General features: G+C 39.7%; 17 protein-coding genes. 11 read left to right on the top strand and 6 right to left on the bottom strand.

Going from position 1 to position 14,600, the window contains the following annotated elements; translation table 11 throughout:
- Positions 1-85: 85 nt before the first annotated feature.
- On the bottom strand, positions 86-1,000 hold the full coding sequence (locus BQ7344_RS11885; protein WP_072522720.1) for a tyrosine-type recombinase/integrase: 915 nt from the start codon (positions 998-1,000) through the stop codon (positions 86-88).
- Positions 975-2,048 (bottom strand): replication initiation factor domain-containing protein, encoded by a 1,074-nt coding sequence (locus BQ7344_RS11890; protein WP_072522721.1) that lies wholly within the window; start codon positions 2,046-2,048, stop codon positions 975-977. Before BQ7344_RS11890 ends, BQ7344_RS11885 begins: the two co-directional genes overlap by 26 nt.
- Positions 2,049-2,675: 627 nt before the next feature.
- On the opposite strand from BQ7344_RS11890, the gene BQ7344_RS15880 reads away from it, so the two are divergent.
- Positions 2,676-3,011, top strand: coding sequence for a helix-turn-helix domain-containing protein (locus BQ7344_RS15880; RefSeq protein ID WP_083585538.1), 336 nt, complete (start codon positions 2,676-2,678; stop codon positions 3,009-3,011).
- A gap of 337 nt (positions 3,012-3,348) precedes the next feature.
- On the opposite strand, the gene BQ7344_RS11905 is transcribed toward BQ7344_RS15880, so the two are convergent.
- A complete protein-coding gene (locus BQ7344_RS11905) occupies positions 3,349-4,518 on the bottom strand; it encodes a tyrosine-type recombinase/integrase (RefSeq protein ID WP_072522723.1) in 1,170 nt (389 codons plus the stop codon).
- A 109-nt stretch (positions 4,519-4,627) separates the two neighbouring features.
- Positions 4,628-5,215: a hypothetical protein gene (locus BQ7344_RS16215; RefSeq protein WP_159431377.1), complete on the bottom strand. Its 588-nt coding sequence runs from the start codon at positions 5,213-5,215 to the stop codon at positions 4,628-4,630.
- A 52-nt stretch (positions 5,216-5,267) separates the two neighbouring features.
- On the opposite strand from BQ7344_RS16215, the gene BQ7344_RS11915 reads away from it, so the two are divergent.
- The gene (locus BQ7344_RS11915; protein WP_235816111.1) at positions 5,268-5,708 is read left to right on the top strand and encodes a nuclease-related domain-containing protein; all 441 of its coding nucleotides are present in this window, start codon (positions 5,268-5,270) and stop codon (positions 5,706-5,708) included.
- Between the two features lie 329 nt (positions 5,709-6,037).
- Positions 6,038-7,615, top strand: a complete 1,578-nt coding sequence (guaA, locus tag BQ7344_RS11920) for a glutamine-hydrolyzing GMP synthase (RefSeq protein WP_072522726.1) — start codon at positions 6,038-6,040, stop codon at positions 7,613-7,615.
- A gap of 199 nt (positions 7,616-7,814) precedes the next feature.
- Here the strand turns inward: guaA and BQ7344_RS11925 are convergent, their stop codons facing one another.
- Positions 7,815-8,264, bottom strand: a complete 450-nt coding sequence (locus BQ7344_RS11925; protein ID WP_072522727.1) for a helix-turn-helix domain-containing protein — start codon at positions 8,262-8,264, stop codon at positions 7,815-7,817.
- Between the two features lie 181 nt (positions 8,265-8,445).
- Between BQ7344_RS11925 and BQ7344_RS11930 the strand changes: the two genes are divergently transcribed.
- The 8 genes from BQ7344_RS11930 to BQ7344_RS11970 all read left to right on the top strand — a co-directional run bounded on the left by BQ7344_RS11930 (position 8,446) and on the right by BQ7344_RS11970 (position 14,085).
- The gene (locus BQ7344_RS11930; RefSeq protein ID WP_005611072.1) at positions 8,446-8,640 is read left to right on the top strand and encodes a hypothetical protein; all 195 of its coding nucleotides are present in this window, start codon (positions 8,446-8,448) and stop codon (positions 8,638-8,640) included.
- A gap of 2 nt (positions 8,641-8,642) precedes the next feature.
- Positions 8,643-9,755 carry a site-specific integrase gene (locus tag BQ7344_RS11935; protein ID WP_072522728.1) on the top strand — a complete coding sequence of 371 codons (1,113 nt, stop codon included), beginning with the start codon at positions 8,643-8,645 and terminating at the stop codon, positions 9,753-9,755.
- Complete coding sequence (locus tag BQ7344_RS11940) at positions 9,745-10,065, top strand: plasmid mobilization protein (protein ID WP_072522729.1); 321 nt, start codon at positions 9,745-9,747, stop codon at positions 10,063-10,065. Before BQ7344_RS11935 ends, BQ7344_RS11940 begins: the two co-directional genes overlap by 11 nt.
- 125 nt (positions 10,066-10,190) lie before the next feature.
- Positions 10,191-11,276: an AAA family ATPase gene (locus BQ7344_RS11945; RefSeq protein ID WP_072522730.1), complete on the top strand. Its 1,086-nt coding sequence runs from the start codon at positions 10,191-10,193 to the stop codon at positions 11,274-11,276.
- Positions 11,277-11,344: 68 nt separating this feature from the next.
- Positions 11,345-11,584 carry a complexin-2 gene (locus BQ7344_RS11950; RefSeq protein WP_072523428.1) on the top strand — a complete coding sequence of 80 codons (240 nt, stop codon included), beginning with the start codon at positions 11,345-11,347 and terminating at the stop codon, positions 11,582-11,584.
- A gap of 190 nt (positions 11,585-11,774) precedes the next feature.
- Positions 11,775-11,999 (top strand): DUF5348 domain-containing protein, encoded by a 225-nt coding sequence (locus BQ7344_RS11955; protein WP_072446749.1) that lies wholly within the window; start codon positions 11,775-11,777, stop codon positions 11,997-11,999.
- 288 nt (positions 12,000-12,287) lie between these two features.
- Entirely contained in the window at positions 12,288-13,706 is a 1,419-nt protein-coding gene (locus tag BQ7344_RS11965) for a plasmid recombination protein (protein ID WP_072522731.1), read from the top strand.
- Positions 13,707-13,710: 4 nt separating this feature from the next.
- Positions 13,711-14,085: a TnpV protein gene (locus tag BQ7344_RS11970; RefSeq protein WP_072522732.1), complete on the top strand. Its 375-nt coding sequence runs from the start codon at positions 13,711-13,713 to the stop codon at positions 14,083-14,085.
- Positions 14,086-14,130: 45 nt separating this feature from the next.
- Here BQ7344_RS11970 and BQ7344_RS11975 read toward each other — a convergent pair whose 3' ends face one another.
- Positions 14,131-14,583 (bottom strand): very short patch repair endonuclease, encoded by a 453-nt coding sequence (locus tag BQ7344_RS11975; RefSeq protein ID WP_055153492.1) that lies wholly within the window; start codon positions 14,581-14,583, stop codon positions 14,131-14,133.
- Between the last annotated feature and the right edge of the window lie 17 nt (positions 14,584-14,600).

Raw genomic sequence — 14,600 nt, forward strand, 5'->3', positions numbered from 1 at the left:
GGGACGGTGTTTTTTCTTTATTTATGCGGGTTTCAGGGGTGTAAGGCGAACAGGCACGGAGCACCGTTTTTCATGTCTTTTCGTTCTACCCGCGCCCTGTTTTTTGTCCATTTCCTAGACACATATCCAAGTGTGAAATATTGTTTTCTGCTGCAATGATTTCATGGGCGAAATGCTCATATTTTTTTGTTGTCTCGATGCTTTCATGTCCCATTAAAATACTCAGGTCATATACATCCGTTTTTCCGGTTTGGCGAACATGGTCGATACAGTAGTTTGTTGCAAAGTTGTGTCTTAGCTTGTGAGAAGACAAGTCAAAGGGTAATTTGTGTTGCAAACGGTTAACAAACAGTCGCACCGCGTTGTTGGTTAAAGCCTGTCCTCTACGGGTACAGAAAACGTATGGCTTATCTTTGTAAGGACACTGTGAAAAATAGTCGTCCAGTAATGCAAGGGCAAAGTTTCCCAATGGGACAATCCTGTCTTTCGCACCTTTGCCGGTAACTTTCATAACCATCCGGGAACGGTCAAGATTGTCTGTGAGCAAGTGGCATATCTCAGACTGTCTCAGTCCTGAATCAAGCATGAGTGCAACGACAGCACGGTTACGGGCAGTAATCCATGGCTCAGAGGTATGTATCAGAGCAAAGATTTCTTTTATCTCAGTGTCGTTATAGATATGCACTATCTTTTTGGGGGATTTTGGTACTTTTATCTTCTGTGGGTCAAAAGGCAGTTCATACTCGATATACACCCAGCGTAGGAATATACGGACATTCCGCACGTATGTAGAGACAGTAGCCCTTGAAAGTGGACGCTTGTATAAATGCATAATGTATTTAGACACTTCTGCGTATGTAACCTTTGAGAGGTCTGTATCAGTTCCCATAAAGCGAACCAACAAAGAGATAGATTCTTTGTAACTGATAACCGTTTTAGGACTTAATCCGGCAAGTTGTTTCTGGAAAAGAAAATCATCCATTGCTTCTTGCAGTATCATGTTCAGTTCCCCCTTGCAGTGCGCTTAAGATTTCCAACTGGTTTGGAGTAAGTCGGTTAAATCCATTATCTATAAGAAATTCGATAAAGTCAAAAGAGGCATCCGCCATCACGACTTTTGCAAGAGTAGGAGCAACCTGTCTGGTGAGCCATCGTTTATTATCATCTATTGTTTTTTCAGGTTCAGAACAGTACAAAGAAACTTTTCCGATTCCATCAATAAATGCATTCCATTTTTCAGAAACGGTGCATCTGTCTTTACGTGGAGAATCGTTATTGATAATCCGCAAGTAATTTGTAAGAATACCCATTGTCAGAAAAGAGATATCTATACCTTGTAAAATCAGTTCCATAACCTGTTGCGCCCGTTCTCTCTTTAGTTCCAGTTCCCATCGCACCCACGTATATTCTAAAGGCGACATATCAGCGGATAAGAGTTTTTTGTTCTGTTCTGCCTGTTTATCATAAATACGAAGCATGATAGAGCTTGTACGACTTCCAAAATAAATTGTATGACCGGAATACTTTCCATATTCCCGGACTTCTTTCCAAGAACGGAAGCGAGAAACGTACAGATCAGCGGTAAACAGGTCATGTAGTTCAGGGAGAGAATAGTAATTTGTTCCAATGTCATCGACAGCAAGGTCAAGACGAGTAATATGTCCATACTCTTTAATACATTTCATAAATTCCCTTAAAACAGTAGATTCAAATGAATCCGTTTCAAATCCGACAGAACCAAAAACGGTATTAACAAGATTTGCTTCATAGAATTGAGTGAGTAAAGCATGTACAGCGGAGCCGGAAACATCAACATGCACTCCCATATTCTCATTGCCGTTATACTGAATAGAAATAGAGTGAGAAACATGTCGGAGCTGTGAACTATAGCCATTTAAACCTTGAGGTTGCGCCTTGAAGTCATTTACGTCAAATCCCATCATCAATATAGCATCATCGACAGACTGTGTGGTGGTAAGTGTCCATGAGAGCCAGTCTATACTTAAATGTAATCCGTTGGTTAAGTCTGCACAGTGTCCAGTGTTCATCGTTTGTTTTCCCCCTTATCTGGTGTTACTACCCCCGTATTACTGTCCGGGGGTAAACCGGTTTGTTGTTTTTCATGCAATCGACCGGTAAAATCTGCGAATAATTTCTTGTACAAAATAGCCTTCCAGCAAATCCAAAAGTTCATAAAATATGCTTACGTCTGACGAATCACAAAGAGAATAAAACTTTTGTAAAGTGTCAAAGGCTTCTTTTAACTCATTATCTGACATTCCACAAAGAATCCGCGAAAACCAGCCAGAATTAACCAAAAACAAGTCATGCATAAGCTGCTCCTTTCTCCAAACAGTAGCTCAAGACGGCAGGCTGTGCATGGTGATCAAGCCGATGCAACATTATTCATGCCGGAAGTCTGTGACCGCTATTCTGGTATATTCAATGTTCTACGTTGTGATTTGTAATAGTCGGATAAGCCGCTCTGCGAGCGGTATACCGACAGCTTGTTGTCTAAAAACGCATTCGTAACGTCTATTAACGTAGACTATAATACCGCTAAAGCAGGAATTTGTCAACAACATTCTTGAACTATTATCCTATTAACGCAGAATTTTTTCGCATTGACATATACTTTTAAATAAAATATACTGATGGAAAGAGAGGTAAAAGAAATGATTAAATATTACAAATTGTTTGATTTATTAAATAGACGAGAAATGAAAAAGACGGATTTACTTCAAGTTATTTCAAAAGGAACATTATCCAAACTTAGCAAAGGCGGCATCATCCAAACCGATGTAATACAAAAAATATGTGACTTTTTGAATTGTCAGCCGGGTGATATTATGGAAAATGTTTTCGATGAGACTAAACCTGACAAAGACGGAAACATATGGTATTCGAAAGAGTTACGTGATGAAAATACCGGCGAAGACATAGTAGCTACACGTAAAACTAAAAGTCCATGTCATAGGGGCGAACAAGATACCGATACCTTTACACGCTGAAATCAGGGCTATCCTTATGTACGCAGATCGAGCGTCCGGGCACTACTCGGCGGGGTCCCCCGTACCCCCATCCTGCGTGGTGTCCGGGCGTTCTTTTTTGCGTACATGTGTTTGGCTCTTAATCAGGGTGTCCAGGGTTCGAACCCCTGAAGGCGCATTAAGGACACTGTTTTTGCGGACATTGCGATTGCCGCGGGGACGGTGTTTTTTTGTTCTTGAAAAACTCAGTGTTTATGCGGGTTTGCGGGCTCTTAATCATTTTGTTATATGCCTCAAAAAACTTTCTAACATCTTTTTTACATCTTCTAAAGCAAATCTTAATTTGAATACAATGTATTCAAGATATCTTTAAAGCATTTTCCATAAGATTCATCTTTTCAAGTTCTGTATGCGTGTCAAAGCAATAGTATTTTAATGTTGTCTTTTCGTCTGAGTGACCTAACATTATTCTTGTGGTGTTGAGACTAACACCACCGTCCAAGAGAGAAGAACCATAAGTTTTTCTTACTTTATGACTGCTTCTATACAAGATTCCGAGTTTGCTGCAATATTTTTTCAATAACGAAGTGATACATCGTTCGGTGATTGGCTCACTTGTTAATGAAAAAATATAGCCTGCTGCCTTTCCGTTCGTTTTTTCTTGACGTTCCTTTGCAATGGCTATAAGTTTTTTTGCTTCTTTCGTTAAAAAAACATATCTGTCGCCGCAGTCTGTTTTTGTATGCGGAACAACTTCTTTAGTATCACGTCTGAGCATTCTCTGGATATGAATATAATTTTCATTCTCGATATCAGAAAATTTCACAGTACATAATTCACCAATTCTTAATCCTGTTTGAAATTGAAACATAAGAGCAAGGGGAGAAAGTTCATAGAATTTCACAGCATTTTTATAATCTTCCCATGCAAGAGGAATCATCATTTTTCTTTCATCAACGGTGTAGACTTGTGTATCATCAGGCTTCTTTTGCTCTTTTCTGAAAATCTTTTTATCAATTTTAAGCCCCTTCATGGGGTTGCTCTCGATAATATCCAAATCAACTGCATATTCAAGCGCTTGTCTCATAATGACTTGAACATTTACATATTTTTTTCGAGTCATATCGTAATCTTTTATAAGTTGGTGAGCCCAAACGTCCAATGTCAGTTTATTGATTTTTTTCAAAGGTATTTTTATGATAGGGGTTCCAACGTAAAAAGATTTCCAATCACTTTCAATTCTTGTGATATAAGTTGAAGCGGTTGTATGAAGCCGCTTATATTTCAACCATTCGTGATAAAAAATTTCTAAGTTCACTTTATCCAAAAGATTGTCAAGCAGCTTCTCTTTGTAGAAGTCATTTAGCCATTCATAAAGTTCTTCTTCTGTTGCTTTGACGATGAGTTTCCTTCCATATTTTTTCGTTTTATCTGGAATGTAAGTTCTCCAACGTTGGTCTTTTCCATTACCTTTGCCGATAGAATATGGATGCTTTTTCTGTATTTCTGCTTTGATTAAATCGTTCATTTTCAAGGCACATCGCTTGTCTTGATATTAGCATTTTTTATTCATGAAATCAATAGAAAGTACCACTAAAATGACTCACTATTTATTGTACAGAGGTATACTAATATCATCAAAGAGAGGAACACAGAACCTCAGAAAAATAAAAAAACAAATACAATAAGGGTAGCGACCAGACGCTAAACGCCAAAAGGCGAAGAAAGGAAAATATCATGATGAATAAATTCATAATGGTGTCTATAACATAATAACTTCTAATTGTATAATAATTAAAAACGTTAATTACATATCCTATAAACATCAAAAATGCCGGAACAAACCAAAGAATTTCATTTATTGCCATTGCTTTTTTTTCTAAAGCTGGAATAGTATTACATAATAGGATAATAAACAATATTGTTTGTGCCAGAATCAGACATATTGCTACTGCACAATCCAATGTATCATCAAAAAGAAACCAGTGCCATTGGCGAAAAGTTTGATATAACCAAATTCCCGATGGAATAAGCCACATCATATGTTTTTTCCTTAATAATAGCAGCACTGCAATCATAATATATGGGAGAACGCACAGTACCATATAATAAATACTTATAGTAGCACCATATGAAAAAGGACGCACGAAAAAATATATGCTACATATTATGGAGCATACAGCTCCAATTAGTGAATACGTCTTTATGTTTTTATCTTCATTCATTGTATTTAACCTCCTGATAAATACTAGAAGCGGTGATAAAACGGAAATTGATATGATCATGTTGTGCAACAAAGGAATTTATGTTATAGAAAACAAAAACTATTCCGGATGGATTTTTGGAGATGAAAAGAGTAAGAATTGGTGTGAAACTTTGAAAGGGAAAAAATATTTCTTCTACAATCCGATAAAACAGAACAAAAGTCATATAAAAAATCTGGAAAAGATGCTGAAGGTTGGAGATGAGAAATATATTTCGCTTATTACATTTAATGCAAATGCTAATTTGAAAAAAGTTTCTACGGACAGTCAGAATGTGTATGTGATTGGCTATAATAAATTAAAGCAATTTATGAAAGATCAGCTGGATAAATCAGATGCATTAACGGATGAACAGATAGAAGAGATATATCAGAAACTTTTGCCGGGTACACAACTCAGTGATGCGGAGAAGCAGGAACATATTGAACGCATAAGGAAAACATATAAAAAGTGATACAAAAAGAAGGAGGGCCGGGCTTGTCGTGCCCGGCGAGTATGAAAAAGAAAAATCTATGTAAAAAAGCATTCGCTTTATTTGCTTATTACTATACCGGGAATCTGTGATGAATTTGTGATGAGAGATTGAAGAAAACGTGATAGATTTCTAAAGAACTTCTAAAGTAAAAATAACGTATTTCGAAAAATCTGTCCGGCGGAGGAAATTTGCCGTTGTAAAAGTTCTGTTACTCATTTATAATGAAAAGAAGATTCCAGGTTACCGCGACCAGAGTGCGCGGTAATGATTCTAAAGAGATTTTATAGGTAAAAAACAGGAGGAAAGCCTTGAAAAAAGAATTAGTTATTGTCATTGATTTTGGCGGTCAGTACAATCAGCTTGTTGCAAGACGTGTCAGAGAATGCAATGTATACTGCGAAATTTATTCTTATAAGACCGATCTTGCAAAGATCAAAGAGATGAATCCTAAGGGAATCATTCTTACCGGCGGTCCGAACAGCTGTTATGAGGCAGATTCACCGACATACCAGAAAGAATTATTCGAGCTTGGTATTCCGGTACTTGGACTTTGCTATGGCGCACAGCTTATGATGCATGTCCTTGGCGGTAAAGTTGAAAAAGCAGAGGTCAGCGAGTATGGTAAGACAGAACTTCTCGTTGATAAGACAGATTCCAAAATTTTCGAAAATGTATCCGATAAGACAATCGTATGGATGAGCCATACAGACTACATTTCCAAACCGGCACCGGGATTCGAGATTGCTGCACATACAGCAGACTGTCCGGTAGCTGTTGCTGAAAATGCAGATCAGAAACTGTATGCGATTCAGTATCATCCGGAAGTACTTCACACAGTAGAAGGTAAGACGATGCTGTCCAACTTTGTACTTGGCGTATGTGGCTGTGCAGGTGACTGGAAAATGGACGCATTTGTTGAGAATACTATCAAAGAAATCCGTGAAAAAGTCGGTGATGGCAAGGTACTTCTTGCACTGTCTGGTGGAGTTGATTCCTCCGTTGCAGCAGGACTTCTTTCCAGAGCAATCGGTAAACAGCTTACATGTGTGTTTGTAGATCATGGCCTTCTTCGTAAAGACGAAGGTGATGAAGTAGAAGGTGTATTCGGACCAAACGGTCAGTTTGATCTGAATTTTATCCGTGTAAATGCACAGCAGAGATATTATGACAAACTTGCCGGAGTTGCAGAGCCGGAAGCAAAACGTAAGATCATCGGCGAAGAATTTATCCGTATTTTTGAAGAAGAAGCAAAGAAAATCGGTGCAGTAGATTTCCTTGCACAGGGAACTATTTATCCGGACGTTGTAGAGAGTGGTCTTGGCGGTGAATCCGCGGTGATCAAATCTCACCACAACGTAGGCGGGCTTCCGGATTTCGTAGATTTCAAAGAAATCATTGAGCCGTTGCGTGACCTCTTCAAAGATGAGGTTCGTAAAGCCGGACTGGAACTCGGAATTCCGGAAAGACTGGTATTCCGTCAGCCATTCCCGGGACCGGGACTTGGTATCCGTATCATTGGAGAAGTTACCGAAGAAAAAGTAAGGATCGTGCAGGACGCAGATTACATCTACCGTGAAGAAGTCGACAAAGCAGCCGCCGATTACAAGAAAGAATACGGAGAGGATCCATCCTGGATGCCGAATCAGTACTTCGCAGCACTTACCAATATGCGAAGCGTAGGCGTTATGGGCGATTTCAGAACATATGATTATGCAGTTGCACTCCGTGCAGTTAAGACAATCGACTTCATGACTGCAGAGTCCGCGGAGATTCCGTATGAGGTACTCAACAGAGTTATGAATCGTGTGATCAATGAGGTTAAAGGAGTTAACCGCGTATTCTACGATCTGACCAGTAAGCCACCGGGAACGATTGAGTTTGAGTAATTAAAAATTTCTGGAAAGCCTTATAAACAGGGCGTTTCCGAGCAGATAAAGTTCTATTTGATAACAAAATGATAACACTGGATATTTTGATATTATTTATTAGGTATCCTGTGGTTATCGAGTAATATGTGTGAAACCGACAAAAAAGGTCTTACTGAATTGAGTGAAATCAATTTGGTAAGGCCTTTTTCGTCGGCTTTTATTTTGCGTTTTTTGGATAGTTGTAACGCCACTGGTCATATTCTTCCTGAGTAATCTCGCCGGATTTGAGTTTTTCTGCCTGTTCCTGCCATGCATGGAACATATCAAACATAGAAAGGTAGGTGGTTCCCTTGGACTTGTCCAGCCGGAGGCAGAGTTCTCCGTCAATCTCATCAATGTGAAGTCCGTAAAGGTCTTCTAAGGTAAATAAGGTATGCATCAGTCCAACGTAACTGTCAATATCCGGGATAGCCAGAGCATGAGGGGATACTTCAAAAATATCAGCCAATGCGTTCAGGTATTTTTCCTTTGGACTGCGTGCCCCTTTTTCATACTGTGCAATGCGGACATCAGCCTGTGAATCACTGAATCCCAGCTGTTGCCCCAAATATTTCTGCGTGAAACCACGCAGAAGTCTGAAATGGTGGATTCTTTCGCCTATTGCCATATGCTATATCTCCTGTCTTCTTCTTGATAGGTTGAGTATAGCATATCCAAATTGTAGAGACAAGAAAATCCATACAAAAAAGTATGGGTAAATGTATTGAAAGTACTTGACCCATACAGAATAGTATAGTATAATTCAACCCATACAAAATAGTATAGTAAAGAGAAAGGAGAAATTTTCTATGAGTAAAATGTTTATGAATGTGAAAGAGGTCATGGAAGTCCTGGAAGTATCAGAATCCTACGCATACAAGCTGATGAAAAGGCTAAACAGGGAGTTACAGGCGATGGGATGTCAGACCATTGCAGGAAAGGTTGACCGGAAATATTTCTATGAGCAGTTCTATGGAACAAGATCGAATGATGGGAGGAATTAAGAATGGCAATTTATAAGAATGACAATGGCACCTGGTATGTGATGATCCGGTATCAGGACTGGACAGGTGCAAGAAAACAGAAATGCAAACGAGGATTTTCTACAAGAAAAGAAGCTGCGGACTGGGAATTACAATTCAAATTACAGAAGAAAGCAAGCGTGGATATGACAATGGAAAGCTTTTGCACTATGTATGAAGAAGATATCAGACCTTCTTTGAAGCAGAGTACTTGGCTTACGAAAGAAAATATTATTCAGAAAAAGATTCTTCCGTATCTTGGAAAGCGAAAAGTATCAGAAATTACAGCGAAAGATGTGATGGACTGGCATAACCAGATGAGAAAACTGAAAACGAAGACAGGAAAACCGCTTTCGCCAACGTATCTGAAAACGATACATGGACAGTTAAGCACCATTTTCAATCATGCAGTGAAATATTACGACCTTAGCACTAATCCTGCGAGAAAAGCAGGGGCACCGGGAGAAGAAGAAGGCAAGGAAATGTTGTTCTGGACAAAAGAAGAATATAAGCGGTTTGCAGAAGAAATGATGGACAAACCTCTTTCCTACTATGCTTTTCAACTGCTTTACTGGTGCGGGATTCGTTCCGGTGAGCTGCTTGCTTTAACACCGGCAGATTTTAATTTCAAAAAGAAAACGCTTCGGATCAATAAGTCCTATCAGCGATTGAAGGGAAAAGATGTAATCAGTACGCCAAAGACAAAGAACAGTGTACGGACAGTCATAATGCCACAGTTCCTGTGTGATGAAATGCAGGACTGCCTGAAACTATATTACAGTTTAAAGTCTGACGACCGCATTTTTCCTGTGACAAAATATTACCTGAAACATGAGATGGAAAGAGGCTGCAAAGCGAGTGGTGTAAAGAAAATCCGAGTTCATGATCTCAGGCATAGTCATGTATCCCTGCTGATCAATATGGGATATACCGCATTGGCAATCGGAAAAAGGGTTGGACATTCAGCAGAAAAGATTACTTACCGGTATGCACATCTATTCCCGTCGGTACAGCAGGACATGGCAGAGCAGCTGGATGCAGAAAATATGGAAGAAGAATTAAATGAAGTGGAAGGAGGACTTGCAAATGTCGGCTAAATGTCTGGATCAGCAGGGACGTTGGAGAAATAAAGTTGTAGCATTTCGGATGTCACCGGAAGAAGATGAACTTCTGGAGACGGCAGTACGGCTATCGGGATTAACCAAACAAGAATATATTATCCGAAGACTGCAGGAAAAAGAAGTTGTGGTTACAGGAAATCCCAGGGTGTATAAAGCTTTGAAGAAGGAACTTGAAAAGGTACTGAGTGAGCTGAAACGTCTGAAAAAGGGAGAAGATGTGCCGGAGGATTTATTGGAAGTGATTCGGCTTATCACAATAACAATGGCTGGAATGAAAGCGGAATAAAAAAGCCTTTAAGTGTCGGCAAACACCTAAAGGCAGGGATTTGGTAGAATACTCTTCCAAAAAACTTCTATGAGTATTCTATCAAAAACCACTCTTTCTTTCAACGGGAAAATAAGGAGGATTTGATGGAAAACAAAAGAACAGAAACAAATAAAACAGTACAGAAAAGGCTGGAACCGGAACTGAAACTCATCAATATGGATACGGTGGAAGTGGAGCAGATTGAATGGCTGCTTTATCCATTTATTCCCTATGGAAAAGTAACAATTATACAGGGAGATCCGGGAGAAGGAAAAACGACAATGGTGCTTCAAATTATTGCAAAACTGACCAAAGGAGAGACTATTCTTCCAGCTGATTCAACAAAAGATAAAAGGATAGATATTGATAGTGAAAGCGATATGGTAGATGCAGAAAATATTGAAAACAATGCGTCAACACAGCATTTGGAGGCACCAGTAAATGTAATCTACCAGACTGCAGAAGATGGTCTTGGAGATACGATAAAACCAAGATTACTTGCTGCAGGTGCAGACTGCACAAAGGTCATGGTTATCGATGACAGTGAGCAACCGCTGACGATGGCAGATGTCCGGTTGGAAGAAGCAATTGTGCAGACAAAAGCCAGAATGGTTGTGCTTGACCCGATTCAGGGATTCCTTGGAGCAGAGGTAGATATGCACAGAGCTAATGAAATCCGTCCTTTGATGAAACGCATAGCGATCCTGGCGGAGAAATATCATTGTGCGATTATCCTGATCGGACACATGAACAAGAACAGCAATGGAAAATCATCTTACCGGGGACTGGGTTCCATCGATTTTCAGGCAGCTGCAAGAAGCGTTTTGATTGTCGGACGTATTAAGGATGAACCAGAAGTAAGAGTTGTGTGCCATACAAAGAGTTCCTTGGCACCGGAAGGTAAAGCTATTGCGTTCCGTCTGGATAAAAACAACGGATTTGAATGGATTGGTGAATATGACATTAGTGCAGATGAATTGCTCAATGGAGAGGGAAAAGGACAGAAAACCCGGAAAGCAAAAGAATTTCTGCTTGAGATACTGGATGATGGAGGTATGGCACAAAAGAAAATTGAGGAAGAAGCAGAAAAACTGGGAATTAAAAAGAAAACACTGAGAAATGCCAAAATGGAACTGGGAATAGATTCCGTAAAACGTGGAAATCAGTGGTATTGGATGTTGTCAGAGTAGAAAAAGGAAGATGGCAAGATGACCATATCTTAATAATAGGGCATCTTGCCACCTTGAAAGGAGATCAGATGAAAAATAGAAATGTGCAGATACCATATGAGTTATTCTTTCAACTGTTGCAATATTTCCTGATGGAGAATTATGAGGGCGAAGAAATCATAAGGAAAGGGTTAGAAAAGAAATTGAATGCAATGGTAGATCGGGAGTTATACAGCAAGTACAAAACAGCCCCAACAGAGGAAGAGAGAGAAAAGTCCAGGCAGGAATACCTGGAAAGGAAGGGAATACTGGAAAACTTTCGTTGGTAGAGATTCTTGCTGATCACTTTATAACAGGAGCGTGTCACGCACCTGTAAATATCAGACAAGGAGAAAGCCGGTAAGATACAGACGAGAGGTTATAGATTACCCGATTATTTATCGGTAAATTATAGGCTGCGAAAGGGAGCCCTGAATCAGGGCGTCCTTACAGTAGGACAATAGAAAGGAGCATACAGCAATGAGAGAAGGAAGATTAGGATATAACAGCAGTAACGATAGATATGGTTTATTGTCATCAGATTTATGGATTGATACAGGATTTCATTGTGGGGAATGCCTGGAAGTACTAATTGATGATCAGTGGGTGCAGACCAGAATGGAGATGAATCCGGCAAGGGAATGGTATCTGGTAGGAACACCGTACTGCGGAGATCTGGAATATATACGGGCGAGAATACAGTAATAGATTAGTTAAGTGAGTAACGCAGAAGCAATCCGACTAGCGGGAGAAATAATGGTCTCCGCTCCGGTAGGTGCAGAACAGACGTCCTCCGGACGTCTTGCCCCCGGCAGGGCGCAAGGGTACTTTTGATAGGCGGTACGGCTGTCGAAAGTGCTTTTGCGTTACTTTTGACAAAAGTAACAAAACCGCCGTATCCGGCGAAGATTTCTTATAATCGCCATAGTTGGCGGAAATACAAATTATGTGCCATATCTGGCACGCTTTTTAGAAGGAGAGGTGAGGAGCATAATGATGAGAAGAACGATTAGCGGCATGATTGGAGCTGGATCGCTGGCTCATAACAGACGGGATTTTGTAGCTGAAAATGTAGACCCAGACAGAGTACACCTGAATATCTGTTACCAGAATGAAAATCTGAAAGAAGTATATAAAGAGTTGTTTGATGATTCTGTGGAACGGTACAATGTGGGAAAAAGAAAGGACCGGCAGATTACAAATTACTATGAAAAAATTCGTCAGGGAAAGCAGGAAAAGCTGTTCCATGAAGTGATTTTCCAGATTGGAAATCGAGAAGATATGGCTGTGGGAACGACAGAAGGAGACCTGGCGGTAAAAGTACTGGATGAGTATGTAAAGAATTTTCAGCAACGAAATCCAACACTTCATGTATTTAGCTGTTATCTGCACCAGGATGAAGCTACACCGCATCTGCATATTGATTTTGTTCCTTATGTAACTGGCTGGAAAGGGAAAGGAATGGATACCAGGGTTTCACTGAAGCAGGCATTAAAAAGCCTGGGATTTCAAGGCGGGAACAAACACGATACAGAGTTGAATCAGTGGATCAACCATGAAAAAGAAGTGCTTGCAGAGGTTGCACGACAGCATGGAATTGAATGGGAGCAGAAAGGGACACATGAGGAGCATCTTGATGTTTATAATTTTAAGAAGAAAGAGCGTAAAAAGGAAGTACAGACACTGGAACAGGAAAAAGAATATCTCACTGCTGAGAATGAAGGACTGATTGCACAGATTGCGGAAGTAAGAGCTGATATCCAGCTTTTAAAAGATGATGAGGAGCAGGCAGTTAAATATAAAGAGGAGGCTGAGAAGCGTGCGGAAAAAGCTGAGAAAGATCTGCACAGCCTGGAAGAACGCAGAGAACGGTTGCAGCCTGTTATGGATAATGTCAGTAAGGAAATAAAGGAATATGGGACAGTGAAAGCAATTCTACCGGAAGCTGGGACATTAGAACGTGCAACAACTTACCGGGATAAAAAGATAAAACCACTGTTTACCCAGATGAAAAATAAAATTGCTGCAATGGCAGCCCAGGTCAAAGAACTTACCAAAGAAGTAGAAAAATGGAAACACAAATATCAGGAAACAAAGCAGGCATATAACCGAGTGCAGAGACAGCTAGATACAGTATGTGAAGAAAAACAGCAGTTATCTGAGGAAAAGCAACAATTGCAGGGTGTTTCCGACAGATATGAGCGGGTAGTGCGTGTTCTTGGAGAAAATATTGTAGAAAATGCAGTACAACAGGATATACAGGAGCAGAAAGCATTAGAAGAAAAACGGCAAATGGAGCAAATGCCCAAAGGAAGTATTCACGAAAGATTGGCTTGGGGTGCCCGTAAAAGTGAAATGGAGAATCAACAGCGTAAGAAAAATAAAACAAAAAATAGAGGAATGGAGAGATAAGACGATGAAAAAACACATTTATGATGAAAGCAATGGATTAAGCTACACATTGCATGGAGATTATTATCTGCCGGATTTGGCAATGAATGAGGAAGAACCGACATATGGTAAATACGGAATGTTGCGAAAACAGTTTCTGAAAATGCATAGACCGGCACGATATCAGTATTTATTGATGACGGGGGAACTAACAGCACATTTGAACCGAGTCGATCAGGAGACCAGAGAGCAGGTGGAAACCTTGGTAAAGCAGATGGTGGGAAAACAGGGTGTAAACGAAAAATTAAAGAGGCAGGATCAGATGAGGTGGGTTAGATTGATGAATAATATCAAAGTTAGTGCAGAAGAAATTGTACTGAAAGAGATAATATATGTTTAAAACCATTATGGCTGTATCAAAAAAGATGCAGCCATAAATTTTATACTATTCGTCAGAGGAATCGAAAGAAGAATCTGAAAAGGTGCTGTCCCATATAGCTTCTTCAATAGCTTGAATACATTCGTCGGTATGTTTTTTGATATCTTGACCCCAGAAATGTATAACTGTATAACCCAGAAACAAGAGCTTTTTATCAGTTTCAAAATCACGGGAACGATTACGTTCAATTTTTTTAATCCAGTAATCTGGATTTTTACCTTTTTCAAGACGGAGTTTTAAGATTTCCCAGTCCTTTCCATGAAAAAATTCACTGTCGCAAAAAATAGCAATTTTGTATTTGGTCAGAACAATATCAGGAGAGCCGGGCAAGGCTTTATAATTTTTTCGATATCGGTATCCTTTGTGCCATAGAGCTTTTCTGAGTTGAAGTTCTATGGATGTGTCTTTGCTATGAATGCTACGCATATTTTTAGAGACAGTTTCAGAATCACGAGACATAAACGGGTCACCACCTT

Origin of the sequence: Blautia sp. Marseille-P3087 (genome assembly GCF_900120195.1) — a bacterium.
GTDB lineage: Bacteria > Bacillota > Clostridia > Lachnospirales > Lachnospiraceae > Blautia_A.

Excerpts from the sequence above, each read along its gene's own strand:
- BQ7344_RS11885 (WP_072522720.1), bottom strand. The coding sequence starts at position 1,000 with ATGATACTGCAAGAAGCAATGGATGATTTTCTTTTCCAGAAACAACTT.
- BQ7344_RS11890 (WP_072522721.1), bottom strand. The coding sequence starts at position 2,048 with ATGAACACTGGACACTGTGCAGACTTAACCAACGGATTACATTTAAGT.
- BQ7344_RS15880 (WP_083585538.1), top strand. The coding sequence starts at position 2,676 with ATGATTAAATATTACAAATTGTTTGATTTATTAAATAGACGAGAAATG.
- BQ7344_RS11905 (WP_072522723.1), bottom strand. The coding sequence starts at position 4,518 with ATGAACGATTTAATCAAAGCAGAAATACAGAAAAAGCATCCATATTCT.
- BQ7344_RS16215 (WP_159431377.1), bottom strand. The coding sequence starts at position 5,215 with ATGAATGAAGATAAAAACATAAAGACGTATTCACTAATTGGAGCTGTA.
- BQ7344_RS11915 (WP_235816111.1), top strand. The coding sequence starts at position 5,268 with ATGATCATGTTGTGCAACAAAGGAATTTATGTTATAGAAAACAAAAAC.
- BQ7344_RS11925 (WP_072522727.1), bottom strand. The coding sequence starts at position 8,264 with ATGGCAATAGGCGAAAGAATCCACCATTTCAGACTTCTGCGTGGTTTC.
- BQ7344_RS11930 (WP_005611072.1), top strand. The coding sequence starts at position 8,446 with ATGAGTAAAATGTTTATGAATGTGAAAGAGGTCATGGAAGTCCTGGAA.
- BQ7344_RS11935 (WP_072522728.1), top strand. The coding sequence starts at position 8,643 with ATGGCAATTTATAAGAATGACAATGGCACCTGGTATGTGATGATCCGG.
- BQ7344_RS11940 (WP_072522729.1), top strand. The coding sequence starts at position 9,745 with ATGTCGGCTAAATGTCTGGATCAGCAGGGACGTTGGAGAAATAAAGTT.
- BQ7344_RS11945 (WP_072522730.1), top strand. The coding sequence starts at position 10,191 with ATGGAAAACAAAAGAACAGAAACAAATAAAACAGTACAGAAAAGGCTG.
- BQ7344_RS11950 (WP_072523428.1), top strand. The coding sequence starts at position 11,345 with ATGAAAAATAGAAATGTGCAGATACCATATGAGTTATTCTTTCAACTG.
- BQ7344_RS11955 (WP_072446749.1), top strand. The coding sequence starts at position 11,775 with ATGAGAGAAGGAAGATTAGGATATAACAGCAGTAACGATAGATATGGT.
- BQ7344_RS11965 (WP_072522731.1), top strand. The coding sequence starts at position 12,288 with ATGATGAGAAGAACGATTAGCGGCATGATTGGAGCTGGATCGCTGGCT.
- BQ7344_RS11970 (WP_072522732.1), top strand. The coding sequence starts at position 13,711 with ATGAAAAAACACATTTATGATGAAAGCAATGGATTAAGCTACACATTG.
- BQ7344_RS11975 (WP_055153492.1), bottom strand. The coding sequence starts at position 14,583 with ATGTCTCGTGATTCTGAAACTGTCTCTAAAAATATGCGTAGCATTCAT.